The organism is Bradyrhizobium forestalis (assembly GCF_002795245.1).
GTDB classification, from domain to species: domain Bacteria; phylum Pseudomonadota; class Alphaproteobacteria; order Rhizobiales; family Xanthobacteraceae; genus Bradyrhizobium; species Bradyrhizobium forestalis.
The window spans coordinates 479,558-504,910 of record NZ_PGVG01000001.1 but is presented as its reverse complement, the minus strand read 5'-3'; the positions used below and the strand labels follow the sequence as shown (position 1 = coordinate 504,910).

At 63.6% G+C, this 25,353-nt stretch carries 25 protein-coding genes; 11 read left to right on the top strand and 14 right to left on the bottom strand.

The features are described 5' to 3' along the window. The coding region (locus tag CVM73_RS02290; RefSeq protein ID WP_146006558.1) for an IS4 family transposase at positions 1–615 on the top strand (615 nt) is incomplete at its 5' end. Positions 616–738: 123 nt separating this feature from the next. On the opposite strand, the gene CVM73_RS02285 is transcribed toward CVM73_RS02290, so the two are convergent. The 5 genes from CVM73_RS02285 to CVM73_RS02265 form a co-directional block, all read right to left on the bottom strand. Further along, entirely contained in the window at positions 739–1,911 is a 1,173-nt protein-coding gene (locus CVM73_RS02285) for a fumarylacetoacetate hydrolase family protein (protein ID WP_100230412.1), read from the bottom strand. A 103-nt stretch (positions 1,912–2,014) separates the two neighbouring features. Further along, complete coding sequence (locus CVM73_RS02280) at positions 2,015–2,992, bottom strand: HEAT repeat domain-containing protein (RefSeq protein ID WP_167406562.1); 978 nt, start codon at positions 2,990–2,992, stop codon at positions 2,015–2,017. Between the two features lie 2 nt (positions 2,993–2,994). Next, complete coding sequence (locus CVM73_RS02275) at positions 2,995–3,228, bottom strand: 4Fe-4S dicluster domain-containing protein (RefSeq protein ID WP_007593252.1); 234 nt, start codon at positions 3,226–3,228, stop codon at positions 2,995–2,997. A 31-nt stretch (positions 3,229–3,259) separates the two neighbouring features. Beyond that, entirely contained in the window at positions 3,260–5,002 is a 1,743-nt protein-coding gene (locus CVM73_RS02270; RefSeq protein ID WP_100230372.1) for a fumarate reductase/succinate dehydrogenase flavoprotein subunit, read from the bottom strand. 101 nt (positions 5,003–5,103) lie between these two features. Further along, on the bottom strand, positions 5,104–5,877 hold the full coding sequence (locus tag CVM73_RS02265; protein WP_100230371.1) for a ferredoxin--NADP reductase: 774 nt from the start codon (positions 5,875–5,877) through the stop codon (positions 5,104–5,106). Between the two features lie 194 nt (positions 5,878–6,071). Here CVM73_RS02265 and CVM73_RS02260 point away from each other — a divergent pair, with 194 nt between their 5' ends. From CVM73_RS02260 to CVM73_RS02235, 5 genes are all read left to right on the top strand, one after another. Further along, positions 6,072–6,377 carry a gamma-butyrobetaine hydroxylase-like domain-containing protein gene (locus CVM73_RS02260; protein WP_100230370.1) on the top strand — a complete coding sequence of 102 codons (306 nt, stop codon included), beginning with the start codon at positions 6,072–6,074 and terminating at the stop codon, positions 6,375–6,377. A gap of 229 nt (positions 6,378–6,606) precedes the next feature. After that, positions 6,607–7,380, top strand: coding sequence for a Crp/Fnr family transcriptional regulator (locus CVM73_RS02250; RefSeq protein WP_208639158.1), 774 nt, complete (start codon positions 6,607–6,609; stop codon positions 7,378–7,380). Positions 7,381–7,561: 181 nt separating this feature from the next. Next, complete coding sequence (locus tag CVM73_RS02245) at positions 7,562–8,983, top strand: ABC transporter substrate-binding protein (RefSeq protein ID WP_167406561.1); 1,422 nt, start codon at positions 7,562–7,564, stop codon at positions 8,981–8,983. After that, positions 8,980–9,888, top strand: a complete 909-nt coding sequence (locus tag CVM73_RS02240; protein ID WP_100230366.1) for an ABC transporter permease — start codon at positions 8,980–8,982, stop codon at positions 9,886–9,888. The genes CVM73_RS02245 and CVM73_RS02240 overlap by 4 nt, the downstream gene beginning before the upstream one ends. Continuing rightward, positions 9,885–10,757, top strand: a complete 873-nt coding sequence (locus CVM73_RS02235; RefSeq protein WP_167406560.1) for an ABC transporter ATP-binding protein — start codon at positions 9,885–9,887, stop codon at positions 10,755–10,757. The genes CVM73_RS02240 and CVM73_RS02235 overlap by 4 nt, the downstream gene beginning before the upstream one ends. A 56-nt stretch (positions 10,758–10,813) precedes the next feature. Here the strand turns inward: CVM73_RS02235 and CVM73_RS02230 are convergent, their stop codons facing one another. Beyond that, complete coding sequence (locus CVM73_RS02230; RefSeq protein WP_100230364.1) at positions 10,814–11,611, bottom strand: MBL fold metallo-hydrolase; 798 nt, start codon at positions 11,609–11,611, stop codon at positions 10,814–10,816. A 275-nt stretch (positions 11,612–11,886) separates the two neighbouring features. On the opposite strand from CVM73_RS02230, the gene CVM73_RS02225 reads away from it, so the two are divergent. Further along, positions 11,887–12,774: a LysR family transcriptional regulator gene (locus CVM73_RS02225; RefSeq protein WP_100230363.1), complete on the top strand. Its 888-nt coding sequence runs from the start codon at positions 11,887–11,889 to the stop codon at positions 12,772–12,774. A 136-nt stretch (positions 12,775–12,910) separates the two neighbouring features. Here the strand turns inward: CVM73_RS02225 and CVM73_RS02220 are convergent, their stop codons facing one another. The 7 genes from CVM73_RS02220 to CVM73_RS02190 form a co-directional block, all read right to left on the bottom strand. After that, positions 12,911–13,969, bottom strand: coding sequence for a YeiH family protein (locus CVM73_RS02220; protein WP_100230362.1), 1,059 nt, complete (start codon positions 13,967–13,969; stop codon positions 12,911–12,913). A 110-nt stretch (positions 13,970–14,079) separates the two neighbouring features. Beyond that, complete coding sequence (locus tag CVM73_RS02215; protein ID WP_167406559.1) at positions 14,080–14,298, bottom strand: hypothetical protein; 219 nt, start codon at positions 14,296–14,298, stop codon at positions 14,080–14,082. A gap of 166 nt (positions 14,299–14,464) precedes the next feature. Continuing rightward, complete coding sequence (locus CVM73_RS02210) at positions 14,465–15,178, bottom strand: ABC transporter ATP-binding protein (protein ID WP_100230361.1); 714 nt, start codon at positions 15,176–15,178, stop codon at positions 14,465–14,467. Next, positions 15,175–15,930, bottom strand: a complete 756-nt coding sequence (locus tag CVM73_RS02205; protein ID WP_100230360.1) for an ABC transporter ATP-binding protein — start codon at positions 15,928–15,930, stop codon at positions 15,175–15,177. Before CVM73_RS02205 ends, CVM73_RS02210 begins: the two co-directional genes overlap by 4 nt. Positions 15,931–15,932: 2 nt before the next feature. After that, positions 15,933–16,952, bottom strand: a complete 1,020-nt coding sequence (locus CVM73_RS02200; RefSeq protein ID WP_100230359.1) for a branched-chain amino acid ABC transporter permease — start codon at positions 16,950–16,952, stop codon at positions 15,933–15,935. Then, on the bottom strand, positions 16,949–17,851 hold the full coding sequence (locus CVM73_RS02195) for a branched-chain amino acid ABC transporter permease (RefSeq protein ID WP_100230358.1): 903 nt from the start codon (positions 17,849–17,851) through the stop codon (positions 16,949–16,951). The genes CVM73_RS02200 and CVM73_RS02195 overlap by 4 nt, the downstream gene beginning before the upstream one ends. A gap of 89 nt (positions 17,852–17,940) precedes the next feature. Next, positions 17,941–19,200 (bottom strand): ABC transporter substrate-binding protein, encoded by a 1,260-nt coding sequence (locus tag CVM73_RS02190; protein WP_100230357.1) that lies wholly within the window; start codon positions 19,198–19,200, stop codon positions 17,941–17,943. 173 nt (positions 19,201–19,373) lie between these two features. On the opposite strand from CVM73_RS02190, the gene CVM73_RS02185 reads away from it, so the two are divergent. From CVM73_RS02185 to CVM73_RS02175, 3 genes are read left to right on the top strand one after another with little or no spacing between them, the layout of a single operon-like run. Beyond that, the gene (locus CVM73_RS02185) at positions 19,374–20,867 is read left to right on the top strand and encodes an AMP-binding protein (RefSeq protein ID WP_100230356.1); all 1,494 of its coding nucleotides are present in this window, start codon (positions 19,374–19,376) and stop codon (positions 20,865–20,867) included. Continuing rightward, positions 20,864–21,505 (top strand): TetR/AcrR family transcriptional regulator, encoded by a 642-nt coding sequence (locus CVM73_RS02180; RefSeq protein ID WP_100230355.1) that lies wholly within the window; start codon positions 20,864–20,866, stop codon positions 21,503–21,505. The genes CVM73_RS02185 and CVM73_RS02180 overlap by 4 nt, the downstream gene beginning before the upstream one ends. Further along, on the top strand, positions 21,502–23,412 hold the full coding sequence (locus CVM73_RS02175; protein WP_100230354.1) for a flavin-containing monooxygenase: 1,911 nt from the start codon (positions 21,502–21,504) through the stop codon (positions 23,410–23,412). The genes CVM73_RS02180 and CVM73_RS02175 overlap by 4 nt, the downstream gene beginning before the upstream one ends. 92 nt (positions 23,413–23,504) lie before the next feature. Here CVM73_RS02175 and ald read toward each other — a convergent pair whose 3' ends face one another. Then, complete coding sequence (gene ald / locus CVM73_RS02170; protein WP_100230410.1) at positions 23,505–24,620, bottom strand: alanine dehydrogenase; 1,116 nt, start codon at positions 24,618–24,620, stop codon at positions 23,505–23,507. A gap of 143 nt (positions 24,621–24,763) precedes the next feature. On the opposite strand from ald, the gene CVM73_RS02165 reads away from it, so the two are divergent. Then, complete coding sequence (locus CVM73_RS02165; protein WP_167406558.1) at positions 24,764–25,240, top strand: Lrp/AsnC family transcriptional regulator; 477 nt, start codon at positions 24,764–24,766, stop codon at positions 25,238–25,240. Positions 25,241–25,353: the final 113 nt, after the last annotated feature.

Genomic DNA, 25,353 nt, shown 5'->3' with positions numbered 1-25,353 from the left:
CCGGGCGCAACCTATGTCTACGACCTCGGCTACTACGATTATGGCTGGTGGGCGAGGCTCGATGAGGCTGGCTGCCGCTTCGTGACGCGTCTGAAGAAGAACACTCCGTTCAACGTGGTCGCGGAGAACCATGTCTCCAAGAGCAGTAATGTTGTGGGCGACCGGATCGGTCACCTGCCGGCCCGCCTCGCCAACAGCCGCAAGAATCCGCTGCAGGTTCCGGTCCGGGAGATCCGCGTCATCATAGAGAACGGCAAGCAACTGCGTATCGTGACAAATGATCTCGACGCGCCAGCAGAAGAGATCGCAGAACTCTACAAACAACGCTGGCAGATCGAACTGTTCTTCCGCTGGGTCAAGCAGACCCTTCGAATTAGGCACTTTGTCGGCGTCTCCGAAAACGCCGTTCGGATTCAGGTCGCCATCGCCCTGATCGCGTTCCTCCTCCTGCGCATGGCCCAGCTCGCTCAAAAAGCCGTGCACAGTCCCCTCGAATTTGCCCGGCTCGTCCGCACAAATCTCATGCACAGACGGCCGATCAACAACTTGCTCGAACTACGGCAATCCGTCCCAATCAACCAAAATCAGTTGAACCTTGGACTATACTTCCAATGAACCGGACAGCCGTGGGCTCGTCCCGGGTACCCACGATCTTTGTACAGCGCGTGAAGACGTGGATGCCCGGGACAAGCCAGGACAAGCCCGGGCATGACCGAAGAGAAGTCAAAGAGCCGACCGCTAGATCAGCTTCCGCTCCGCCAGGTTCTTCATCAGCGCGCCAATGCCAAACGTCCACGGCTCGCACTCATCGCTGGTGCGCATGCGGTTGACGAGCTTGCCGAGCTCAGGCGCCGCGATGGTGACGATGTCGTCGCGCTTGTGCGTAAAACCCTGCCCCGATGCGTCGCGATCCTTCACGGGCGCGAACATGGTGCCGAGGAAGAGAACGAAGCCATCGGGGTATTGATGGATCTTGCCGATGGTCTGCGCGACGAGATCGGTCGGATCGCGGCTGATCTTGCTGATCGAGGAATGGCCGTCGAGGACGAAGCCATCCGTGCCTGTCACGTTCAGGCTGATATCGAGTTTTCGCGCATCGTCGAGAGTGAAGGTGTCGTCGAACAGGCGCAGCAGCGGACCGATGGAGCACGAGGCATTGTTGTCCTTGGCCTTCGACAACAGCAGCGCCGAGCGTCCTTCGAAGTCGCGCAGGTTCACGTCGTTGCCGAGCGATCCGCCGACGATCTTGCCGCGGCTGGAGACGAACAGCACGAGCTCGGGCTCCGGGTTGTTCCAGGTCGATTTCGGATGCAGCCCGGCATCCATGCCGGTGCCGACCGATGACAGGGTCGGCGCTTTCGTGAAGACCTCGGCATCCGGGCCGATGCCGACTTCGAGATACTGGCTCCAGGCGTTCTGATCGATCAGCACCCGCTTCAGATGCATCGCCTGGTCCGAGCCCGGCTTGAGCTTCGACAGATCGTCGCCGATCAGCCGCGTCACCTCCTTGCGGATCGCCTCGGCCGAGGCCGGGTTGCCCTTGGCGCGCTCCTCGATGACGCGTTCCAGCATCGAGATGGCGAAGGTGACGCCGGCGGCTTTCAGGGTCTGGAGATCGACTGGCGCGAGCAGCCACGGCTTCCTGGGATCACGACCATCGGGCGCGGTGTTGGCGACAATGGCTTCGAGATCGCCGATGCGCTCGCCCCTGACCGCAGCAAGTGCCTCGGCGGGATTGTCCTCTTCGCAGAGCGCGCTGATGGTCGGAAACTTGGCGGTGACGTCGAACACGCCGTCGCCGCGTACAGCAACAACGGCCGGACCATTCACCTGTGGCAGCCAGACACGACCGGCCAGCGTTCCCCGCGTTCCATCCTCGGGGAGAAGGTCTTTCACCGTCAATGTCGTCATGGCCGCGTCCTCGCTGATTCTCAGGACCAGCCGCATTCAACCAGCGGCCGGTCCCATCGGCGAAGACCAATAAACGTCTGGCGCGGGAAGTCCAGTGCGGCGGCTATGCCCCTGCCCGCGCCTTTCGCGCCGCGATTTGCTGCAGCGCCCAGCGCGCGTTCTTGCGCACATCGGGATCTGGATCGTCGGCGATGACGGCGAGAAATACCTCGCCGTCGGAATGCGCAATCTCGCCCAATGCCGCAGCGGCTTCCTTCCGCAAATTGGCCTGGTCGTGGTTGACGCAGTTGCCGATCGGCCGCACCGCGCGCTCGCTCTTGATCTTGCCGAGGCTGCGGATCGCCTTCAACCGAACCTGCCAGAACTCGTCGGCGAGGCAGGCGATGAGCTGGTCGGCGGCCGACGAACCGTTCACGTTAAGACCCAACGTCTCCGCGGCCATCTCACGTACCATCCAATGCGCGTCCTTCAGTGCGCGCGTGATGGTCTCCGCCGCAGGCTTCATCTGCGAGAAGGCCAACGCGCTCACGGCGGCACGGCGGACATGGACGTCGGGATCGTTGATCAGCGCGGTCAGCGCCGGGATCGATTCTTCCAGCTTGAGGAAGCCGATCACGCCGATCGCCTGCACGCGCACGGCAGCGTCAGTGTCCTGGAGCGCTTCCAGTGCCGGCTTCAGCGTATCCTTGCAGCGCAATTCCTTCAGCGCACGCAATGCGCCCATGCGGACGAAGGCGTGGGCATGCTTCACCAGCGGCAGGATGATCCCGGCACAGGCCGGATCCTTGAACTCGGCCATGCTGTCGGCCGCGGCCGCCGCGACAATTCTCTCGGGGTCGACCAACAGCTGCACCAACGCGCTCGCGGCCTCCGGCCCGTCGAACTCGCCGAGCGCCATCGCGACCTGCTGGCGCACGCCGGCATCGGGGTCGGCGACCATGTTGGCGAGATGCCCTACCGCCGCGGGATCGCCGGAATGGCCGAGCGCGATGATGGCGACGCGGCGCTCGGCGGGATCGGCGGCCTGAAGCCGCTCGTCGGCGTCTTCGAGATCGTCGTAGGACTCGAACGGGCTCGACATGATCACCTCAACAGATAGGGAATGTTGACGGTGACGGCGCCGGTCGGGCAATCGGCCTCGCAGGGCATGCAGTACCAGCACTCGTCATAGGCCATGTAGGCCTTGTTGGTCATGTCGCTGATGCGCAGCACGTCGAGCGGACAGACGTCGACGCACACCGTGCAGCCCTTGTCCGCGATGCATTTGGCGTCGTCGACGACCACCGGAACCGATGTCTGATAGGACGCGAGAGGCATTTGATGTCTCCTATTGCAGTATTCTGGTGGATCAGGCCGAGGCGCGGATGCGCTGCTTGTCGTACAGATCCTTCTCGTCGTCCGCGATCGGCACGACGTACGGCTCGACTGCGCGCTTCTCGCTGGTCATCTTGCCGTCGCGCTTGCTCAGCAGCGTGTGGCAGAACCAGTTCTCGTTGTCCTTCTCCGGAAAATCCGTGCGCCAGTGATAGAGGCCCCAGCGGCTCTCCTCGCGATAGAGCGAGGCGTGCGCGGCCATGTCGGCGCAATCCATGATCGACTGCACTTCGAGGGCGCGCAGCAGCTCGTGCGCGTTGCGCGCGATCATGCGCTCCTGCATGTCCTCCCGCGCTTCCGCGAGGCGGCGCATGCCGAGCTCGTATTTGCGCGTGACCTTCGGCGGCTGGAGATAATCGTTGACGAGGCGCCGGGTCTTGTACTCGATCTGGTTCGGCGGGATGCCGTCCTCGCGCTTGGTCGGCGCCAGCACGCGGTCGCGCTCCATGGCGACGTCGGCGGCGTCGAACTCCGCAAAATCGTGGCTGTCGGCGAACTCCATCGCATCGATGCCCGCGACCGAGCCATTGGTGAAGGCACCCAGCATGTAATTGTGCGGCACGCTCGCCATGTCGCCCGCGGCATAGAGGCCGGGCACGGTGGTGCGGGCGTTGTCGTCGACGAACACGCCGGAGGCACTGTGGCCGGAGCAGAAGCCGATCTCGGAGATGTGCATCTCGATGGACTCGCTGCGGTAGTCGACGCCGCGACCCTGCTGGAACAGACCGCGCGTCGGACGCTCGACCTTGTGCAGCGTCGATTCGATCTCGGAGATGGTGTCGGGGTGGAGATGCTTGAGCTGGAGGAACACCGGCCCCTTGCCGGACAAGAGCTCGTTGTAGAACTCGAGCATCATCTGGCCGGACCAGTAGTCGCATTCGATGAAGCGCGAGCCTTCGTTGTTCGCCGTATATGCGCCGAACGGGCCGGCGACATAGGCGCAGGCCGGGCCATTATAGTCCTTGATCAGCGGGTTGATCTGGAAGCATTCGAGGTTCGCGAGCGCTGCGCCAGCGTGATAGGCCATGGCATAGCCGTCGCCGGAATTGGCGGCGTTCTCGTAAGTGCCGAACATGTAGCCGGAGGTCGGCAGCCCGAGGCGGCCGGCAGCGCCCATGCAGAGGATCACGGCCTTGGCCTTGATCACCAGCATCTCGGCCGTGCGGGTGTTGACGGAGATCGCACCGGCGATGCGACCGTCGGTCGACTTGAGCAGCCGCGTCGCCATGTAGCGGTTGGAGATCAGGATCCGGGCGCGGCGGAGTTGCCGATACAGCGCCTTCTTCACGGTCTCCCCGTTCGGCATCGGCAGCACATAGGTGCCGATATGATGCACCTTCTTGACGGCATAATCGCCGTTCTCGTTCTTCAGGAAGCGGATGCCGAAGCTGTCGAGCTCCTCGATGATGCCAAAGCAGTTCTGCGCGTATTTATAGACAGCCTTCTGGTCGACGATGCCGTCATTGGCGATGGTGATTTCCTTGGTGTACTGCTCGGGCGTCGCGTAGCCGGGAATGACGGCATTGTTCAGCCCGTCCATGCCCATCGAGATCGCGCCGGAACGTTTGACATTGGCCTTTTCGAGCAGGACGACATTGGCCTTCGGGTTCTTCAGCTTCGCCTTCAGCGCCGCCATCGGGCCGGCCGTGCCACCGCCGATCACCAGCACATCGCAGGAAACCTCCGAAAGTCCGTCGACGATCTGATCTAGTGCCATCACTTGCTCCTGGTTCGCCGATCCCGGCGCCTCTGCAGCAGATTTGTTCAGTCGACGTCCCGGCGATAGCAATTAGTTGTCGCTGGGACGCGATTTGTGCCTCAGCGCTCGACGAACGCCTTCTCGATCACGAAATGGCCGGGCTGGCTGTGATTGCCTTCGACGAAGCCGCGCGCGGTGAGCATCGCGTGGAGTTCCTCGAGCATCGCCGGGCTGCCGCACAGCATGATGCGGTCGGTCTCGATGTCGAGGCCGGACTGGCTGATATCGTCGAACAGCTGGTTCGAGGCAATTAGATCGGTGATGCGGCCGCGGTTGCGGAACGGCTCACGGGTCACGGTCGGATAGTAGACCAGCTTGTCGCGGATCAGGGGGCCGAAGAATTCGTGGCGGCGCAGGCCCGCGACGAGGTGCTCGCCATAGGCGAGTTCCGGGATCTGGCGGCAGCCATGGGCGAGCACGATCGTCTCGTAATTCTCGTAGACGTCGGGGTCCTTGATCAGGCTGGCGAAGGGCGCGAGTCCCGTGCCGGTCGAGAGCAGTAACAGGCGCTTGCCGGGAATGAGATTGCCGGTGATCAGCGTGCCCGTCGCCTTGCGGCCGACCAGGATGATGTCGCCCTCCCTGATTTTCTGAAGGCGCGAGGTCAGTGGCCCGTCCTGCACCTTGATCGAGAAGAACTCGAGCGCCTCCTCGTGGTTGGCGCTGGCCATGCTGTAGGCCCGCATCAACGGCTTGCCCTCGACCTCCAGCCCGATCATCGCGAACTGGCCGTTCTGGAAACGGAAGCCGGGATCGCGCGTCGCGGTGAAGCTGAACAGAGAGTCGGTCCAGTGCCTGACCGACAGAACCGTTTCCTTCTGAAATGCGCTCATGATCTCTCCTTGTCTATGACGCCAAGGTCTCGGAGAGAGGAGAGTCCGGCAATTCGGAAGTGAAATTCCCGGTCGATTAGTTTCACATTTCACGGGCGTTGATAGAAGAGAAGGCACGCGGTCATGCCCGCGCCGGCAATTAGTTGCTTTTCGCGCGCACCCGCGCCGACATAGATAGAAGTCGGAGGTTCGTCATGAGCATGACCGCATTGGTGGCGCCGACCGTTGCCGATTATGAAGCCAGCGCCGATCTGGCATCGCTCCTCGTCCGCACCACGCAGGACGACGCACTCAGCGTCCCTGCCGAAACACTCCGCCTATCCTGCAAATGCGCCCACTGCACCCGCGCCCGCTTCGACGGCCGCTTTCCGGACGCGTTTCCGGGAATTGCGATCACGGAGATTGGCGATCTCGGCTACGGCCTGAACATCGCGTTCTCGGACGGGCACAACCGGGGCATTTATCCGAAGCCGTATTTGCTGAGCCTGGCGGAGCGATAATCCAGTTCTCGGTGTCATGCCCCGGCTTGACCGGGGCATCCAGTACGCCGCGGCCTCTCCGTATCCCACTGAGGTCTCTGGAATACTGGATCGCCCGCCTTCGCGGGCGATGACGCCGGTGTGGGTGGCGACAGCGCGCCATAAGCCACCCCGCAGCTACGCTCCCCACCCCCATCTGGCACGGACATTGCTCCTCTTTAGAACGATTTGAACGTTCCGGAGGCAGGTGATGTTGCAGGCGGCGAATGCGGTTCGCGGGGCTGTTCCCGCAACGATGCGGCCTGCCGGCAGCTCCTCGTTGCTGCTCACCGAGAACCAGCAATGGATCGGCGGTCCACCACCGTTGATGGACAAGCTCTCACCGCGCGAGCGGGAGTTGGTGCTGAAGCAGGGTCGCCGCAAGGTGCTCAACCGCGGCCAGACGCTGTTCAGCCAGGGCGGCAAGCATGACGGCATCTGGCTGATCGAGAGCGGCCGCATCCGGGTGTTCTACACCTCGCCGCTCGGGCGCGAGATCACGCTGGCCTATTGGCATGTCGGCAATTTCGTCGGCGGTCCCGAAGTGTTCGAGGGCACCGTGCATCAATGGTCGGGCGTTGCCTCCAGCAATTGCAGCGTCGTGCACCTGCCCGGAAAGGAACTGCGGTCCCTTGCCGCAGAGATCCCGAACCTCGCGATTGGCCTGATCGAGGGCCTCACCTTCAAGGGCAAGTGTTATTCGGCGCTGGCCCAGATGCTGGGAACGCGCTCGATCACGCAGCGTCTTGCGCATCTCTTGCTCCATCTCGTCGAACTCTACGGCGTCGAGGATGCAGACGGCACCGTGATCGCCGCCGCCTTCACCCACGCCGACATCGCCCACATGGTCGGGGCCACCAGGCAATGGGTCACGATCAGCCTGAAGCGGATGCAGGAGAAGGGAATCGTCCTGACCAAGCGCTCGCAGATCGTGGTGTGCCGGACCGACGTGCTGGAGGAGATGCGCGGCCAGGCGTCGGATTAAGGGGGCCGGCGACCATGGCCGGTGCACAGGTAAGCGGCTTTATAGTGCAGGACTGCTCAAGGAGTATGCAATCAGCTTTTCCCGGCAACTAATCGACTGCGACGGTCACTCCGGATTTGCCCTGCCTGCGCCCTCACCCAATCATGGCAACCACAGCACATCCAACCGAATGAGGATGAGAATGGTCCGCCATCTTCCCACGCTCTCGATCGCGATGTCGGTGACGTCGCTGGCGCTACTCGTCACGCAGCCGGTTTCGGCGGAAACCGTCACGCTCGGCATCGGAACGCAGGACACCACGACCAACACGGTGACCGCAGGCGTCGTCATCCGCCAATTGCATCTGCTCGAGAAATATCTGCCGAAAGACGGCAAATACGCCAACATCAAGTTCGAGTTGGAGTGGCAGAACTTCACCTCCGGTCCGCCCGTCACCAATGCGATGATGGCGAACAAGCTGCAGATCGGCATGATGGGCGACTATCCGCTGATCGTGAACGGCTTCACCTTCGAGAGCAACCCCGAGAGCAAGAGCCGGCTGATGGGCGTCGCCGCCTACAGCCTGTCCGGCTCCGGCAATGGCATGGTCGTTCACAAGGATTCGCCCTACTACGACCTCGCCGATCTCAAGGGCAAGCTGGTCAGCGTGCCCTTCGGTTCTGCCGCGCACGGCATGGTGCTAAAGGCGATGCAGGACCGCGACTATGCATCCGACTTCTTCCAGCTCGTCAGCCAGAGCCCCGAGGTCGGCTCAACCAATCTCCAGGAAAAGAAGATCGACGCCCACGCCGACTTCGTCCCCTTCGCCGAGCTGTTGCCCTTCCGCGGCTTCGCGCGAAAGATCTTCGACGGCGTCGAGACGAACTTGCCGACCTTCCACGGCATTGTCGTCCGCACCGATTTCGCCGAAAAATATCCCGAAGTCGTCGTCGCCTACTTCAAGGCGGTGATCGCCGCCAATCAGTGGCTGCGCGACGATCCCAAGCTCGCCGCCGAAAAGATCCAGGAATGGACCGGCATCAGCAAGGAGGTCGTCTACATCTTCCTCGGCCCCAGCGGCAACATGACCACCGATCCCACGATCAAGCCGGCGCTGATCGATGCCGCCATCGCCGACGTGAAGGTGCTGCAAAACCTCGGCCGCATGAAGGAGTTTGATCCAAAGAAGTGGGTCGACGACAGCTACATCCGCAAGGCCTATGCCGAGATGAAGCTCGACTACGACGCGCAGCTTGCAAGCACGAAGAATTATGAAGTCTCCGGCGAAGATGCCTTCTGCAAGAAGCCGATCGCCGATCCGCGCAAGGCCGGCGAGGTCTGGGTGGATGATGCCGGTATTCTGCCCTTCTCGTCGGCCAGCTGCACTCTCGGTGCCTACGCCGACTTCAAGTCCAAGGGCAAGAAGATCAACGTCGCCTATGTCTTCGACACCACGCGCGGCATCAAGCTGTTCGCCGACCAAGCCTTCTTCGCAGTTGGCAATGGCGAAGTCGCACCGTTCCTGCTGAAGAAGGACGCTGAAGCCTATGCAGCCAAGATCAGCGGCAAGGTGCTCGGCTTCGAGGACGCGGTGAAAGCGGCGGTTGGCGGAGGCAAGACGTGAGCAGTCCCGCCCTCGTCAGACATCCCGAGGACAGCATGCCGGCAACAGCCATTGCAGAGGCGGGCTCCGCGCCCGCCGCTACGCCGCCCGCGCTACCCGCCTCCTTCGGCACGCTCGCGCTGCGCTGGTATCGGCTCAATCGGGCGGGTCTGCGCGCCACCGCGATTGGCATCATTTCGCTGCTCGCGTTCCTCCTGGTCTGGCATCTGCTCACGACCTATCGCGTCGTGTTCTTTGTGCGCTTCACCAACGTGCCCTCGCCGCTCGCGGTCTATTCCAGTTTCACCAAGGCGATGCACGATCCCAAATTCCTGATGCATATCCTGCTCAGCTGCCGGCGCATCTTCATCGGCTTCTCGCTGGCGGCGATGATTGGGGTGCCGCTCGGCCTGATCATGGGCCGCTTCAAGCTGGTGCACGAGGTGGTCTTCCCGGTCGCCGAAGTGCTGCGGCCGATCCCGGCAATCGCCTGGGTGCCGATGGCGATCATGCTGTGGCCGACCAACGAGCAGAGCATCGTCTTCATCACTTTCCTCGGCTCGTTCTTCCCGATCCTGGTCAACACGCTGCATGGCATGTCGCTGGTCGATCCGGTGCTGGTGCGCGCCGCGCAATGTCTCGGCGCACGCGAGCGCTCGATCTTCCGCGAGGTGTATTTCCCGGCCTCCATGCCGCACATCTTCACCGGCCTCACCGTCGGCATGGGCGTGGCCTGGGTGTCGCTGATCGCCGCCGAGATGATCTCGGGCCAGTACGGTATCGGCTATTTCACCTGGGAAGCCTATTCGCTGGTTCAGTATGCCGATATCGCGCTTGGCATGATCGCGATCGGCGTGCTCGGGCTTGGATCGAGCCTGTTGATCCGCGGCGCCGGGCAATTGGTGATGCCGTGGAGGTCACGATGAACGAGATCGCTGCCAAGGCCCCGCAAGGCCATATCGAGGTCAAGAGCTTCTCGCTCGCCTACGAGACCATCGAGGGACCGGTTCAGGCCGTCACCGACACCCAGATCCATGTCAGGCCCGGCGAGTTCGTCTCGATCGTCGGCCCTTCCGGCTGCGGGAAGTCGACGCTGCTCAACGCAGTTGCCGGCTTCCTCAAGCCGACCACGGGAATCGTCACCGTCGACGGCGAGCGCGTCAACGGCCCCAGCGCCGAGCGCGGCATGGTGTTCCAGCAATACTCGCTGTTTCCCTGGAAGACGGTGCGGGAGAACGTCGAGTTCGGCCTGAAGATGCGCGGCATGTCTCGCTCGCAGCGCGAGCGCGCCGCGCGCACCCTGCTCGGGCTTGCCGGGCTGGAGGCGTTCGAGAAGCACTATCCGGAAAAGCTCTCCGGCGGCATGAAGCAGCGCGTCGGCATCGTGCGAGCGCTCGCGACCGGACCGAAGGTGCTGCTGCTGGACGAGCCGTTCGGCGCGCTCGACGCGCAGACGCGCGTCATCATGCAGCAGATCCTCACCAACATGTGGCAGCGGCTGAAGATCTCGGTGCTGTTCGTCACCCACGACATCGACGAGGCGATCTTCCTGTCGGACCGCGTCTACTGCATGACCGCGCGTCCTGGCTCGATCAAGGCGGAGATCCCGATCCCGCTGGAGCGGCCGCGGCAGCAATCCATGATGATGTCGTCGGAATTCCTGGCGCTGCGCCGCGGGCTGATGTCGCTGATCCGCGAGGAAAGCCTGAAAGCGATGGGCGGCGAGATCAACGACATGGGCATGCAGGGGCTAAACATCGAGTTGCATGGGCATTCGCTGGCGGACGTGATCTAGACTTTCTCGACACGCCCGCTTCCTTTCTCCTCTTGTGGGCGAAATCGCACGTTCGTTCAGCCTCGTGGCGGCTCATAGCCGTATACTTCGCCCCTGCGTACCACGCGGCCGATGCCCGGCCGGCCAAGATGCGCGCCGGCGATCCACGTCCCTGTCGCGGCCGCGTCATGGAAAACCTTCAGGCGGGTTGCGCGTGCGGTCGGTTGATCGTCGTCATAGCCCCAACTGAACGTGGGATTGTCGAACTGCAAGGCAGGCACGTGAACGACGTCCCCGAAGAACAGGAAGCGGTCCTCGTTCGTGTCCAACGCGTAGCCAATGTGACCGGGAGCATGACCGGGCAGGTCAATCACCCTTAATCGCCCTGCCACCTGGTCGCCATTCCGGACAGGCTTCAACAAGGGCCGGAACCGCGCCAGGTGCATTTCAGCAAGAAAACTCTCCACGGCCCTCTCGGCATTGATGATCGCCTTCAGGTTCGGAAAGAGCACTCTGCCGTCGGAGGTCAAGAGCCCGTGCACATGATCCTGATGAGCGTGGGTGAGCGCCAACAGCGTGATCGAAGCCGGGTCGATCCCGGCTTCCGCCATGGTCTGCTCGAGACGCCCCACTGTCGGTGCCCAGCCCCCTCCTCCGCTGTCGATGAGAACGCCCTCAGCGCCAGGGCCTGCAAGCGCAAAGCAATTGACGGAGAGACGAAGCGCCCCTGCCCGCACCGCTTGCAGCACCGGGCTGTTCTGTGGGTCCCGCAAGAGGTCCGCCGGCATCTCGACATAGCCGTCCGAGAGAGACCAGATGCGCCATCCTCCCGAGGTGCCGCAGAGGACATTATCGCTATGCGATGTCACGATCATGGGGCCAATACCGCGATCTGGAGCGGTTCATAGGCGGCGTCGAAGCAGGTCTGCGCCTTTGAGCGCAACGCGGAAGCATCCGTATCCATGGGCCATCCTGAAAAAGCTGTTACGCCGAACCGATTGGTGCGGTCCGGCCATTCCCGGTGCCGAGCGTCGAGCAAGCCGGCATTTGCCGAGAAGTGCGTCGCGTCTCGTTGGCCAAGCTAGGACAAAGCGGCTTATGGGGGTATACGTGCTCCACAGGATGGAGCCATGAGCGATATTCATAAATCATGAGAAACGAACTGAACGAACTCGCTACGTTTGCGATGGTCGCGCGCGAGCGGAGCTTTACACGGGCGGCGGCAAGACTAGGTGTGTCTCAATCTGCCCTGAGCCACGCGATCCGAGGGCTCGAGCAGCGGCTCGAGTTGCAGCTTCTCGCGCGGACGACGAAGAGCGTCGCACCGACCGCTGCCGGGGCGGCTCTTTTGAAAGACTTGTCTCCCGCACTTGAGCAAATCGCCAGTGCCCTCGACAGAGCCCGAAGCATTCGGCACCGACCTGCTGGACGCCTTCGGATCGCAATGTCACGCTCGGCCGCCGTGATGGTGCTGTTGCCGCGGCTCACGGCATTCGCGGAGGCCTATCCCGACATCGTTCTCGACGTCGTCACCGTCACTGGCCCCGTAGACCTCGTTGCCGGCGAATTCGATGCCGGCATTCAGCTCGGCGAGTACATCCAAAGGGACATGATCGCCGTGCGGGTCACGGCGGAATTGCGATTGGCCGTGGTGGGATCGCCCAGCTATTTCGCGTCACGATGCATTCCGCAAAAGCCAAAGGATCTGAATGACCATCGATGCATAACCCTTCGTCTTCCGGGCGGTCCGTATCGGTGGGAGTTCGAACGCGGACGGCAGTCGGTCACGATCGGCGTGAACGGCCCGCTCATCGTCGATGATACCGACCTGGTGATTCAGGCGGCGCTCAATGGAGTTGGCCTCGGTCTCGCCTATGAAGGTCAGGTCGCAGGATACGTTGCGAAGCGGCAGCTCATCCGTGTCCTGGAGGACTGGACGCCGCCGACGCCCGGTTTCTTCATGTACTATCCGAGCCGTCAGCATCAGCCCGCTGCGCTGTCTGCGCTCGTGAAGGCGCTGCGACTCTCTCGGCAATAGTCGCCGCGCGACGTGACGCGAGGGCCGCCGACGCATGTCGGGTGGTTATAATGGGCCGGATTCGTCTCAATACCGTCGCCGCTAACGCGGCGCCTCACCCGCGCCCACGAGGAAGAGGGCAAGCGCGGCCCCGGCCTCACTTGAACCAATGCACCAATACGATGCTGATCCCCAGCAGCAGCATCAGCGACAGCGTCACGGCGGCCGTCACCCGGCCGCCGACATTCGCCAGCACCCGCACATCGACACCGAGGCCGAGCGCCGCCATCGACACCACCGTGAGAAAGCTCGTGATCTTCGTCACCGGGCCGACCACCGTGGCCGGCACGATCTCGAGCGAACGCAGGGTCGCCAGCGCGAGGAAGCCAAGGATGAACCACGGCACCAAGCGGAAGAATCCGACATTGGTCTTCTTGGCATCGCTGTGCCAGCGCGAGGCGACCAGCGACAGGCCGACAACGACGGGGCCGAGCATCAGGACACGCATCAGCTTGACCAGCGTGCCTATCTGCGTGGAGACGAGCCCGGCCGGCACTGTTGCGGCCAGCACCTGCGGCACGGCGTAGACGGTCAGGCCCGCGAGGATGCCGTATTGCGTGGCGGACAGTTGCAGCAGTGGGATCAGCAGCGGCAGGCCCAGCACCATCATCACGCCGAGGATCGCGGTGAAGGAGATCGAGGATGCGATCTCGTCGTTGTTGGCGCCGATGATCGGCGCCACGGCCGCGATTGCCGAATTGCCGCAGATCGAATTGCCGCAGGCGATCAGGATCGACAAACGCGTCGACAGCCCCAACATCCGGCTGAGGCCGAAGGAGACGCAGAGCGCGACCACCACGACCGCGGCGATCGACGCGAGCAGCGCGATGCCCGAGGCGGCGATGGCGGCGAAGCTGATCGAGGCGCCAAGCAGCATGACGGCAACTTCGAGGAGCTGTTTTGCGCTGAAGGCGATGCCCGCCTGCCAGCGCGGCGCGGGCTTCCAGAAGCTGCGAAGCGCCATCCCGAGCAGGATCGCCATGACCAGCGCCTCGACATAGGGATGCTCGAACACGCCCAGTTCCGCCCGCTCCAGCAGGGCCGACACGCCGGCGACAGCGATACAGAGGAGGATACCCGGAATCAGCGCCGCAATGCGGCTCGCGGCGGTGGCCGGCTTGGAATCGGCCGGGCTGGATGCTTGATTCTGCGACACAAATCTCTCCCAGGGGAGAAGGATTTATACGCAGCGATGTTCGATTGGGGAATAAGTTTTCGGCATATCAGGGCCGAAGGAAGTTCTATCCTCAGCCCGGAATAAACGGCTCAGAAGATCAGGCTCTTGGCGAGCGACGCGACGCGGCTGAAGCCGTCATAGATACCGGGCTCGAAGAAGGCGGCGCGGGCAAGCACGATGCCCGCAACCAGCGACCAGAACAGCGTGGTGCCGGCCCGCAGCAGGAGCTTCGACGTGCGCGATTTCGGCTGGGCGTCCGTTGCGGACACCAGCTGCTCGCCGAAGGGCTCAAATCCAGTGCGTTCCATGACCGTAGCCGATCCATCAAATTCTGATGGGAATGTCGTCGTTTCGGCCCCAAACGGCAATGGAAGCGATTGGCGTTTTTGCCCCCGGGAGGGGAAACTCCTTCCTCCCGACAGCAGCACGGCGATAGTTTTCTTCTTCCGGCCGATTTGGACACCCGCGTCCGGCTTACAGGGCCAGATAACGCCGCCGGATCGCGTCGTTGGCCTTCAGCTCCTCGATCCCAGCCGTATAGACGATCTGGCCCTTGTCGATGACGGTGGCGTGGCTGGCGAGGCCCAGGCAGAAATGCATGTTCTGCTCGGCAATCAGCACGGTCGAACCGAGCTGGCGGAGCTGCCGCAACAATTCACCGATCCGCTGCACGATGATCGGCGCAAGGCCCTCACTTGGCTCGTCAAGCAGCAGCAGCGCCGGATTGCCCATCAGCGTGCGCGCGATCGCCAGCATCTGCTGCTCGCCGCCGGAGAGGCGCCCCGCAATGCGATGGCGCAGTGGCTCCAAGAGCGGGAAGACCTCGTAGATGCGCTTGATCGGCCATTCGTCCTGGCCCTCTGGCCCCTTCTTTCGACCGATGACGAGATTGTCCTCGACCGTGTGCTCGGGAAAGATCTGGCGATCCTCCGGCACGAAGCCGAGACCCGCACGCGCGATGGTGTGCGGCTTCTGGCCCGAAATCACCACGCCGCGCAGGCTGACCTTGCCCCGCCGTGGCGGCGCGAGGCCCATGATCGCCTTCATCGTCGTCGATTTGCCCGCGCCGTTGCGGCCGAGCAGCGCCATGGTCTCGCCCTGCCGCACCGTGAGGCCGACGCCGAACAGGATCTGGCTGGTGCCGTAATAGACGTCCAGGTCGGCGACTTCGATGACGGCCTCGCTCATGCGGCGGCTCCCGCATGTTCAGTGCCGAGATAGGCGTCGATCACGGCGCTGTCGTTGCGGATCTCGTCGGGCGTGCCGGTCGCGAGGATGCGGCCGTAGCAGAGCACGACGATCTTCGGCGCGATCTTGAACACGATGTCCATGTCGTGCTCGATGAAGACGACGGTGATCTTCTGGCTCTCCCAGAGCTCGCGCACCTTGTCGATCATGCGCCAGCGTTCCTCCGGGCCCATGCCGGCGGTGGGCTCGTCCAGCAGCAGCACTTTCGGCTCGAGCACCAGTGCCAGCGCGATGTCGAGAAGCTTCTGGTCGCCATGCGACAGCGTCGCCGCGGTGCGATGGCGTTTTCCCGCAAGGCCCAGCAGCTCCATCACATGCTCGGCGCGGTCGCGCATCTCGGGGAGCGGAAAGCGCTTGTGCAGCACCGCCGAGGTGCGCTGGTCGGCGCTGACGGCAGCGAGCATGGTCTCCTCTACCGTCAGCGACTTGAAGATGCTGGCGACCTGGAAGGCGCGGCCGATGCCGTGGCGAACGATCTCCGGCGGCGAACGACCGGCGAGATCGACACCGTCGAGCAGCACCTGTCCGAAATCCGGCTCCAAGGCGCCGGTGATCAGGTTGAAGAACGTGCTCTTGCCCGCGCCGTTCGGGCCGATCACCGCCGTGAGCGAGCCATCAGGGAAGTCGAGCGAGACATCGTTGGTCGCCTTCACGCCGCCGAAGGACTTTACGAGGTTGCGGATCTCGAGCATGGCTAGCGCCCCTCGCCTGTCTCGCGCCGGTGCGCGTACCATTCGGCGACGAAATCGAGCAGGCCCTTGCGCAGGCCCAGCGCGAAGAACAGGATGACCACGCCGAGCACGATGCCGTGGTATTCGGTGAACCGCGTCACGGTGTCGTTGAGCAGAAGCAGCAGCACCGTGCCCACCATCGGCCCGAGGAAGGTCGAGACGCCGCCGAGCATGTTGATGAAGATGGCCTCGCCCGAGATGGTCCAATAGGCGAATTCCGGATAGGCGCCGGACACGAACAACGCCATCACCATGCCGCCCATCGACGCGAACAGCGCCGCCAGCACGAACACGGTGAGTTTTGCGCGCCAGACGTCGATGCCGAGGAAGCTCGCGCGCGCGGCATTGTCGCGGATCATGCGCAGGGTGTAGCCGAACGGCGATTGCGCGATCTGGCGCATCGCGAGCAGGCCGAGGATCAGCAGCGCACAACTCGTGACATAGAGATGGACGTGATTGGACAGATGGATGCCGAGGGACGCGGGCCTTGGAATGCCGCCGCGCAGGCCCTGGTCGCCGCCGGTGAAGGAGGCCCAGGACAGGATGGTCGAGTGGATCAGCATCTGGAAGGCGAGCGTGACGAAGGCGAAATAGATCTCCTTCAGCCGCACGCAGATTGCCCCGATGATGGCGGCAACGACTGCCGTGATCGCCAGCGTCGCGACGAAGGCGACCGGAATGGGCACACCGAGCTTCTGCATGATCAGGCCGAAGCTGTAAGCCCCTAAGCCGAAGAACATGCCGTGGCCGAACGAGGTCAGGCCGGTGTAGCCGACCAGCAGATTGAGCGAGGTCGCGAACAGGCCGTAGGCCGAGCAGCGGATGACGAAATCGAGCAGCGCCTTGCTGCCCGTGAACAGCGGCAGGCTCGCCAGCACGGCGAAGGCGATCAGCGCGATCAGCACGTCGCGATAGCGTTGCAGCGCCGCACCGTTGCGCGCCGGCACCAGCGTTTGCGCGCGGCCGGCCTCCGGCTCGGTCATGCCGCCTCCTTGCCGAACAGGCCGGTGGGTTTCGAGACCAGCACGATCACCATGAAGAGGTACATCAAGCCTTCCGTGAACAAGGGAAAGCCGAGCGAGCCGAACGATCTGATGAGGCCGAGCAGCAGCGCGCCGATCAACGCGCCCAGGATCGAGCCCATACCGCCGATCACGGTGACGATGAAGGATTCGATCAGCACGGAAAATCCCATACCGGGCGTGAGCGAGCGCACCGGAGCGGCAAGCGCACCGGCAAGGCCCGCCAGCATGCCGCCGAGCGCGAACACACCGCCATAGATCAGGCCGGTGTTGATGCCGAGCGCCGACACCATGCCGGGATTATGCGCGGCGGCGCGGATCACCTTGCCGATGCGGCTGCGCGACAATCCGATCCCGAGCACGATGGCCGCGACCAGCGCGATGCCGATCAGCAACAGATAATAAGGCGGCACCACGCCGCCGGCGACGAACAGCGGCATCACCTGGAAGGCGGACGGCATGCCCATCGACTTGAATTCCGGTCCCCAGATGATGCGCACGACATCGTCGAAGATCAGCACGAAGGCGTAGCAGACGAGGAGCTGCATCAGGACGTCGGCGCCATAGACGCGGCTCATGAAGACGCGCTCGAAGATCAGGCCAAGGATCGCGGTGCCCGCCGCACCCGCCAGCATCGCCAGCGCAAAGCTGCCGGTGAGCTGATAGGCCGTCATCGCAAAGTAGGCGCCGAACATGTAGAAGGCGCCGTGGCTGAAATTGACCACCTTGAGCACGCCGAAGATCAGCGTTAGCCCGACCGCGACCAGGAACAGCAACATGCCGATGATGAGGCCGCTGGTGGTCTGCGTCACCAGGCAGGCGGAACTGGAGAGACAGCCGGCAAGCGCGTCGAGATCCACGGGAGCACTTTCATTGCAGCGCGCCTGATGTGGCGCGAAGGCCAAACGAAAACGGCGGAGACGGTCGCCCGCCTCCGCCGCACATCAGATCAGGCGTAACCCTTGCTCTTCTTCCACTCGGCTTCGAGTTCGAAGATGGTCTTCCAGTCGCCGGCCTTGATCTCGGGCACGTACGGTTCCTGCGGGATCGTAGTGCCCCAGCCGATGGCGTAGCCGACCAGCGTGTGGTCGTCGCCGCGCATCGTCACGGTGCCGTCGGCGCCGAACGGGCACTTGATGGTGAGGCCCTTCAGCGCCTCTGCGATCTTCTTGCCGTCGGCGGAGTTCGCCTTCTTCGCGGCTTCCGCCATCAGCATGATGGCAGTGGCGTTCTCCCACGACCAGTTGGTCGGATATTCATTGAACTTGGCCTTGTAGGCGTCGCCCCAGGCCGCATTCTCCGGCGTCGTCGGGAACGTCTTGATGTAGCGGTTGCCGGAGTGGATGCCCTTCGGCAGGTTCTTCACCACGGTGAGCGCGGTGTAGTCGGCCATGTTGACCGCGAACACCTCCATCTGGCCGAACATCGCATAGATGTTGGCCTGGTCGATATAGGAGGTGAGATCGCCGCCCCACAGGCAGGAATAGAGCGCTTGCGGCTTGGCCTGCAGGATCTTGGTCACCACCTCGGTGTAGTCGGGTTGGAACAGTTTTGGCCAGGACTCGCTGATGATCTCGACCTCGGGCGCAAAGCGCTTGAGGTACAGCGTGAACTCCGCCGTGGTGTCGCGGCCATAGGCATAGTCTGGCGAACAGGTCGCCCATTTCTTCAAGCCCTTCGCCTTGGCGATCGCTGCGGCGTAGCTGCCGCCGACGATGGAATCGTGCACGCCCTGTCGCGCGGTGCGGAACGCGTTGGGAATGTGTTGCTTGGGATCCGCGGTCAGCGCCGAGGTTTCCGAATTGGTATGGATGCAGAACACGCCGAGATCGCGCGCGACCTCGTGCACCGCGAAGGCGCCGGACGAGGCCTCGGCGTCGATCAGCAGCTCGCAGCCGTCGGTGTTGACGAGCTCGCGCGCGACGCGGGCGGCTTCCTGCGGCTGGCCCTTGGAGTCGCGGATCACCATCTCGATCTGCCGGCCTGCAAGACCGCCGGCAGCGTTGACCTTCTCGACCTCGAGCATTACCGCATTGCGCGAGGACGTGCCGAGCTGCGCGACGCGCCCCGACAGAATCGTCGGCATGCCGACCTTGATGGTCTTGGCCTGGGCGCGCGCCACCCAGGGCGCGGCAAATGTCATCGCACCGGCGCCCATCAGCGCCAGTGTTGAACGGCGGCTGATGCCCGGCCTGCGGGTTCTCGTCATTTTCCCCTCCCTCTTTCGGGTCGGCGTTTTCCTGGTCCCTTGCCGGAGATCGTCTCGTCTCCGTGACCTCAACAATTTCAGAGGCAGGGGGTGACGTCAAGACAAACATGAATTATGAGTCAGCATTCATATCGGGAGGAACGAGACCGGCAACCGGTCCGAAACCAGCGAAAATGATCAACCTGTCGAGCTTCATCGCCTTCCATGCCCGGCGCACGCCGGAGCGGCCCGCGCTGAAATACCGCGGCGAGGAGATCTCCTACGCCGCGCTCGACGCGCGTATTCGCAAGGTCGCCGGCTGGCTCGCCGCGCAGGGCATCGGTCCCGGCGGTGTCGTGGCTGTGCTGATGAAGAACAGCGCGGCCTTTCTTGAGCTCGTCTTCGCCACAAGCCATCTCGGCGCGGTGTTTCTGCCGATCAACTTCCGCCTCTCGCGCGACGAGGTCGGCTACATCGCCGGCAATGCCGGCGCGCGCCTTCTGATCGTCGATGAGGAATTGGCGGCGAATGCCGCAGGCGCGAGCATCGTCGTACTCGACGAAGCCGCGCAGCAGAGCGTCACGTGCCTTGCCGGCGACGCGGAGCCCGCGCCGATGCACGTCCGTCAGCCATCAGACCTGATGCGGCTGATGTACACGTCGGGCACGACCGACCGCCCCAAGGGCGTGATGCTCTCTTACGATAATTTCTACTGGAAGTCGGCCGACCAGACGATCGCGCTCGGCCTCAGTGCCGATACGCGCCTTCTCGTGGTCGGCCCGCTCTATCACGTCGGCGCACTCGACCTGCCCGGCATCGCCGTGCTCTGGCACGGCGGCTTCATCCGCATCGAGCGCAATTTCGAGGCTGAGACGGCGCTTGCGGCCATCGCGGAGGACAAGCTCAACGCCGCCTGGTTCGCGCCGGTCATGACCACGGCGATGCTCACCTGCCCGACCCGCGATCGTTACGACGTCTCCAGCCTGCAATGGGCGATCGGCGGCGGCGAGAAGACGCCGGAGGTTCGCATCCGCGCCTTCTCCGAACACTTCCGCAACGCGCGCTACATCGATGCCTACGGCCTCACCGAGACCGTCGGCGGCGACACTTTCATGGAGGCCGGGCGCGAGATCGAGAAGATCGGCTCCACCGGGCGCGCCATCGCCCATGTCGAGATCGAGATCCGCGACGAGGACGGCAAGGCGGTGCCGCCGAACGTCAATGGCGAGATCTGCCTGCGTGGTCCCAAGATCACGCGCGGCTATTGGAAGGATCCGGAGAAGACGGCGTCCGCCTTTTTCGGCGACTGGTTCCGCAGCGGCGATATCGGCTACCTCGACGACGAGGGCTTTCTCTACCTGACCGACCGCAAGAAGGACATGATCATCTCGGGCGGCGAGAACATCGCCTCCTCCGAGGTCGAACGCGTCATCTACGATCTGCCTGAGGTGCGCGAGGTTGCGGTGATCGGCCTGCGCGATGCGCGCTGGGGCGAGCGGCCAGTTGCCATCGTCGTGCTGACTGAAGGCGCCAGTCTCGACCTTCCTGCCCTCACCGAGCACTGCCGCGCGCGGCTGGCGAGCTTCAAGGTGCCGAAACAGCTTGTCATCCGTGACAGTCTCCCCCGCAATCCCAGTGGCAAGATCCTGAAGCGCGTGCTGCGCGCCGAACTGGAGACGTCTGAATGACGCAAGTGAACGCCAAGGTGACAAAGCTCAACCGCGTCGAGCGCAACGCCTGGACCAAGCAGAAGATCTTCGACGCCGCCACGAAGGTCGTGGGCAAGCACGGCTATGCCGAAGCCTCCGTCGCCCGCATCACCGAACAGGCCGGCGTCGCGCAAGGCACCTTCTACAATCATTTCGAGAACCGCCAGGAGCTGCTCGACCAGCTGCTCCCCAAGATCGGCCTCGACATGGTCGAGTTCATCCGCGCCCGCACCGGCAATGCGCACGCGGCGCGGCAGGAGATCGAGCGCTTCTCCGCCTTCTTCGATTTCATCCGCGAGGTGCCGGAATTTTTGCGCATCCTCAACGAGGCCGAATTCTTTGCACCTCACGGCTACCAGAAGCATCTCGACAACATCTCAGTCGCCTATGTCCGCATCCTGCGGCGCGCACGCATCGCCGGCGCGATCGAGGATTACAGCGACGAGGAATTCGAGGCCATCGTCCACATGCTGATGGGCGCCCGCGGCTATCTCAGCCGCCGCTATTCCTATTCGGACAGCGGCGTCACCGCCGTGCCCGACCACGTCATCTCCGCCTATCGCAAGCTGATGACGCGCGGCCTCTTCACTGCCTCCGGCGATCAGGACACGCCATGAACATCGCATCTCCACACAAGCCGCTCGATCTCACTTCTGCGATTGCCGGGGGCGATATCCGCTGCCTGCTGATGGTGCTGGTGCATATGACGGGCGATGAGAAATGGCTCGAACCGCCGTACTTGCCCAAGCGCGATATCCGCCTCATTCCCGATCCCGAGGCCGGGATGCCCCGCGAGATCCAGGACGAGATCCGCGCTGCCGTGATCAAACTGTTTGCCGACGGCACGCCAAAGCCCGTCATCACCGACCCCGGCGAGAAATTGCTGCTGAGGATGATGCGCGCCTGCCTCGGCGAGAACGTCGCGCCGGAATACGCGCCCCTGATGCGCGAGGAGATGGGTTTTGTGCCGCGTGAGGCGCGCTGGACGACGCGCCCTTCCGACGACAAGCTCGCGGACCAGCACGTGCTGATCGTCGGCGGCGGCGTCTGCGCCATCGCGCTTGGCGTCGCGCTCGGACATCTCGGCATCCCCTACACCATCGTCGAGAAGAACGGAGAGCTCGGCGGCACCTGGTGGATCAACCGCTATCCCGGCTGCGGCGTCGATACGCCGAACCACTCCTATTCCTATTCGTTCGGCTCGCGCAATGCGTGGACGCGCTATTTCTGTCAGCGTGAGGAGCTGCTCGGCTATCTGCTGAAGGTCGCCGAGGAATACGGCATCCGCAAGCATCTGCGCGTCAACACCGAGCTGACCTCGTCGCGCTGGGACGAGGCTAAGCGGCGCTGGATCTCAACGCTGAAGACCAGGGAGGGCGAAGAGATCTTTGAATCCACCGCGCTGGTCTCAGCCATCGGCCAGCTCAACGATCCCTCCCGCGCGCACTTCAAGGGCGAGGAGGACTTCAAGGGAACGATCCTGCATTCAGCACTGTGGTCGAACGATATCAAGCTCGACGGCAAGCATGTCGCCGTGATCGGCACCGGTGCGACCGCGATGCAGCTGGTGCCCTCGATCGCGGGTCGCGTCGCCTCCATCACGGTCTATCAGCGCAGCGCGCAATGGGCGCGCCCGGTGAAAGGCTATTCCGATCCGATCAGCGAGGGCGCGCGCTGGCTGCTCGCGCACCTGCCGTTCTATGTGCAGTGGTACCGCTTCAACATGTTCTGGCGCTACGGCGACGGCCTGCTGCCGTTCCTGCGCAAGGATCCGGCCTGGCCGCATCCGGACCGCGCGGTCAATAAGGGCAACGACCGGCACCGTCAGGAGCTGACGGACTTTATCCTGTCGGAGCTACAGGGCCGACCGGACCTGATCGAGAAATGCGTGCCGACCTATCCGCCCTATGGCAAACGCATCCTGCTCGACAACAACTGGTTCAAGACGCTCACGCGGCCGAATGTCGAGCTCGTGACCGACGCGATCGATCATTTTGACGAAAGCGGCATCGTCACCGCCGACGGCAAGCAGCGCCCGGCCGACATCATCGTTGTCGCCACCGGCTTCAAGGTGACGGAGATGGCCGCGCGCCTCAACATACGCGGCCGCGATGGCATGGATTTGCGCGAAGCCTGGAGCAACGACAATCCGACCGCATTTCTCGGCCTCACCGTGCCCGGCTTTCCAAACTTCTTCTGCATGCTCGGCCCGAATTCAGGACCGGCCCATGGCGGCAGCGTGATCTTCCAGTCGGAATGCCAGAGCCGCTACATCTCGGCGTGTCTTGTTGACATGATCGAGCGGGATATCGCGGCCATCGATGTTCGCCAGGACGTGCTCGACGACTATGTCCGCAAGGTCGATGCCGAGCACGAGGCCATGATCTGGACCCATCCGGGCATGACAACGTACTATCGCAATTCAAGCGGTCGCGTGTTCTCGGCGATGCCGTGGCGGTTCGTGGATTATTGGCGGATGACGCACGATCCGGATCTGGGGCAGTACAAGCTGACGAAGGGGTAGGTCGTGATGGGTGGTAGCACCACGATGCCGGTCCACCTTCTCCCGTAAGGGGAGAAGGAAGAAGGAGATAGAGCGTCGGTCCAAGCCGCGCCCTAAGCCGCCAGCCCGCTCTCCACCGGAGCAAACTCCAGCCCCAGACTCTCCGCTACCGCCTTGTTGGTGATGCGCCCGCGGTGCACGTTGAGCCCGTTGCGCAAGTGAGGATTTTCCAGCACCGCCGCAAAACCCTTGTTCGCGAGCATCAGGCCGAACGGCAGCGTTGCGTTGTTCAGTGCCTGGCTCGAGGTTACCGGCACCGCGCCCGGCATGTTGGCGACGCAATAATGCACGACGCCGTCGACCTCGTAGGTTGGCTCGGCGTGCGTGGTCGGATGAGAGGTCTCGAAGCAGCCGCCCTGGTCGATCGCGACGTCGACCAGAACGGCCCCAGGCCGCATCGATTTCAGCATGGCGCGCGTCACGAGCTTCGGCGCGCTCGCGCCCGGCACCAGCACCGCGCCGATCACGACGTCGGCGGCGAACACCTCCTCCTCGACAGACTCGATCGTCGAAAAGCGCGTCCGCACGCGTCCCATAAAGAGATCATCGAGCTGCCGAAGCCGGGGGAGCGAGCGGTCGATCACGGTGACTTCCGCGCCAAGGCCGGCCGCCATGCGCGCGGCCTGCGTTCCGACCACGCCGCCCCCGAGCACGACGACGCGTGCCGGCTGCACGCCGGGCACGCCACCCAAGAGCAAGCCGCGGCCGCCGGCCGAGCGCCTGAGCGCGGCGCCGGCGGCCTCGATCGCGAGGCGACCGGCGACTTCGCTCATCGGGGCGAGCAGCGGGAGGTGACCGCTCGCATCCGTGACGGTTTCATAGGCGATCGCGCTGCAGCCGGAGCAAATCAGGCCCTTGGCCTGTTCCGGATCCGGCGCGAGGTGAAGATAGGTGAACAGGATCTGGTTTTCGCGGAGCTGGACCCATTCGCTCTTCTGCGGTTCCTTCACCTTTACGATCATGTCGGACTTGGCGAAGATCTCGCGGGCGGTCTCGGCAATGGACGCCCCTGCCCGCCGATACACCTCGTCGGACGCGCCGATGCCACTGCCGGCACCGGTCTCGACCGTCACCTGGTGCCCGGCGGCGACATATTCGCGGACCGCGCCCGGGGTGAGCCCGACGCGATATTCCTGCACCTTGATCTCCTTGGGCACACCGACGCGCATCTTGATCTCCCTCGCCAATGCTTTGATTTCATTGTTGATCGTAGCGAAAGGGTCGGTTTGGTTCCGTGCAAATATCCGCTAGTTTGGCTGCGCCCGCGCCGGTTTCCGGCGCGGAAAGGTCCCTTGACGCTGGAAACGAAACCTTGGCCCTCGATCGGAAAGACCTCGCGATTCTCGCGGAACTCACGACCAATGCGCGAGCCAGCCACACCGAGCTTGCCAACAAGGTCGGATTGTCGAGCACAGCGCTGGCGCGGCGGCAGAAGGCGCTGGAGGACGACGGCTACATCCAGGCCTACCAGGCCGCGCTCGACCTCGCCCAGTTCGGTCTCACCACCACCGTGCTGGTTCGCATCGCGCTGGAGAGCCAGAGCGACGAGGCACTGAAGGCGTTCGAGGCGGAGGTGGTGAAGTGTCCCTCCGTCGTGCGCTGCTTCCTGATGTCGGGGACCGACGACTACATCTTGATCGTGCTCGCCCGCGATATCCAGGATTTCGAGCGCATCCACCGCACCGAGTTGTCCCGCCTGCCCCGCGTCGCGCGGGTGCAATCGAGCTTCGCGCTGCGCGAGATCGTCAACCGCGCCGTGCCGACCGTGGTGTTCGGCGAGAAGCGCTGATCTCATCCCAGCGACCGGGAGCCGGTCGGGAACCAAGCAACCGGTCATCCGTTGGGCGCTATTGGCCAGCGGCGGCAACGCATTCTCGCGTCACATCCACAATTTGCCGAGCT

Coding starts and splice junctions, on each gene's coding strand:
- CVM73_RS02285 (WP_100230412.1), bottom strand. CDS start 1,911: ATGACGACATTGACGGTGAAAGACCTTCTCCCCGAGGATGGAACGCGG.
- CVM73_RS02280 (WP_167406562.1), bottom strand. CDS start 2,992: ATGTCGAGCCCGTTCGAGTCCTACGACGATCTCGAAGACGCCGACGAG.
- CVM73_RS02260 (WP_100230370.1), top strand. CDS start 6,072: ATGAGCATGACCGCATTGGTGGCGCCGACCGTTGCCGATTATGAAGCC.
- CVM73_RS02185 (WP_100230356.1), top strand. CDS start 19,374: ATGATCAACCTGTCGAGCTTCATCGCCTTCCATGCCCGGCGCACGCCG.
- CVM73_RS02250 (WP_208639158.1), top strand. CDS start 6,607: ATGTTGCAGGCGGCGAATGCGGTTCGCGGGGCTGTTCCCGCAACGATG.
- ald (WP_100230410.1), bottom strand. CDS start 24,620: ATGCGCGTCGGTGTGCCCAAGGAGATCAAGGTGCAGGAATATCGCGTC.
- CVM73_RS02205 (WP_100230360.1), bottom strand. CDS start 15,930: ATGCTCGAGATCCGCAACCTCGTAAAGTCCTTCGGCGGCGTGAAGGCG.
- CVM73_RS02235 (WP_167406560.1), top strand. CDS start 9,885: ATGAACGAGATCGCTGCCAAGGCCCCGCAAGGCCATATCGAGGTCAAG.
- CVM73_RS02225 (WP_100230363.1), top strand. CDS start 11,887: ATGAGAAACGAACTGAACGAACTCGCTACGTTTGCGATGGTCGCGCGC.
- CVM73_RS02200 (WP_100230359.1), bottom strand. CDS start 16,952: ATGACCGAGCCGGAGGCCGGCCGCGCGCAAACGCTGGTGCCGGCGCGC.
- CVM73_RS02210 (WP_100230361.1), bottom strand. CDS start 15,178: ATGAGCGAGGCCGTCATCGAAGTCGCCGACCTGGACGTCTATTACGGC.
- CVM73_RS02275 (WP_007593252.1), bottom strand. CDS start 3,228: ATGCCTCTCGCGTCCTATCAGACATCGGTTCCGGTGGTCGTCGACGAC.
- CVM73_RS02265 (WP_100230371.1), bottom strand. CDS start 5,877: ATGAGCGCATTTCAGAAGGAAACGGTTCTGTCGGTCAGGCACTGGACC.
- CVM73_RS02215 (WP_167406559.1), bottom strand. CDS start 14,298: ATGGAACGCACTGGATTTGAGCCCTTCGGCGAGCAGCTGGTGTCCGCA.
- CVM73_RS02230 (WP_100230364.1), bottom strand. CDS start 11,611: ATGATCGTGACATCGCATAGCGATAATGTCCTCTGCGGCACCTCGGGA.
- CVM73_RS02175 (WP_100230354.1), top strand. CDS start 21,502: ATGAACATCGCATCTCCACACAAGCCGCTCGATCTCACTTCTGCGATT.
- CVM73_RS02270 (WP_100230372.1), bottom strand. CDS start 5,002: ATGGCACTAGATCAGATCGTCGACGGACTTTCGGAGGTTTCCTGCGAT.
- CVM73_RS02245 (WP_167406561.1), top strand. CDS start 7,562: ATGGTCCGCCATCTTCCCACGCTCTCGATCGCGATGTCGGTGACGTCG.
- CVM73_RS02180 (WP_100230355.1), top strand. CDS start 20,864: ATGACGCAAGTGAACGCCAAGGTGACAAAGCTCAACCGCGTCGAGCGC.
- CVM73_RS02190 (WP_100230357.1), bottom strand. CDS start 19,200: ATGACGAGAACCCGCAGGCCGGGCATCAGCCGCCGTTCAACACTGGCG.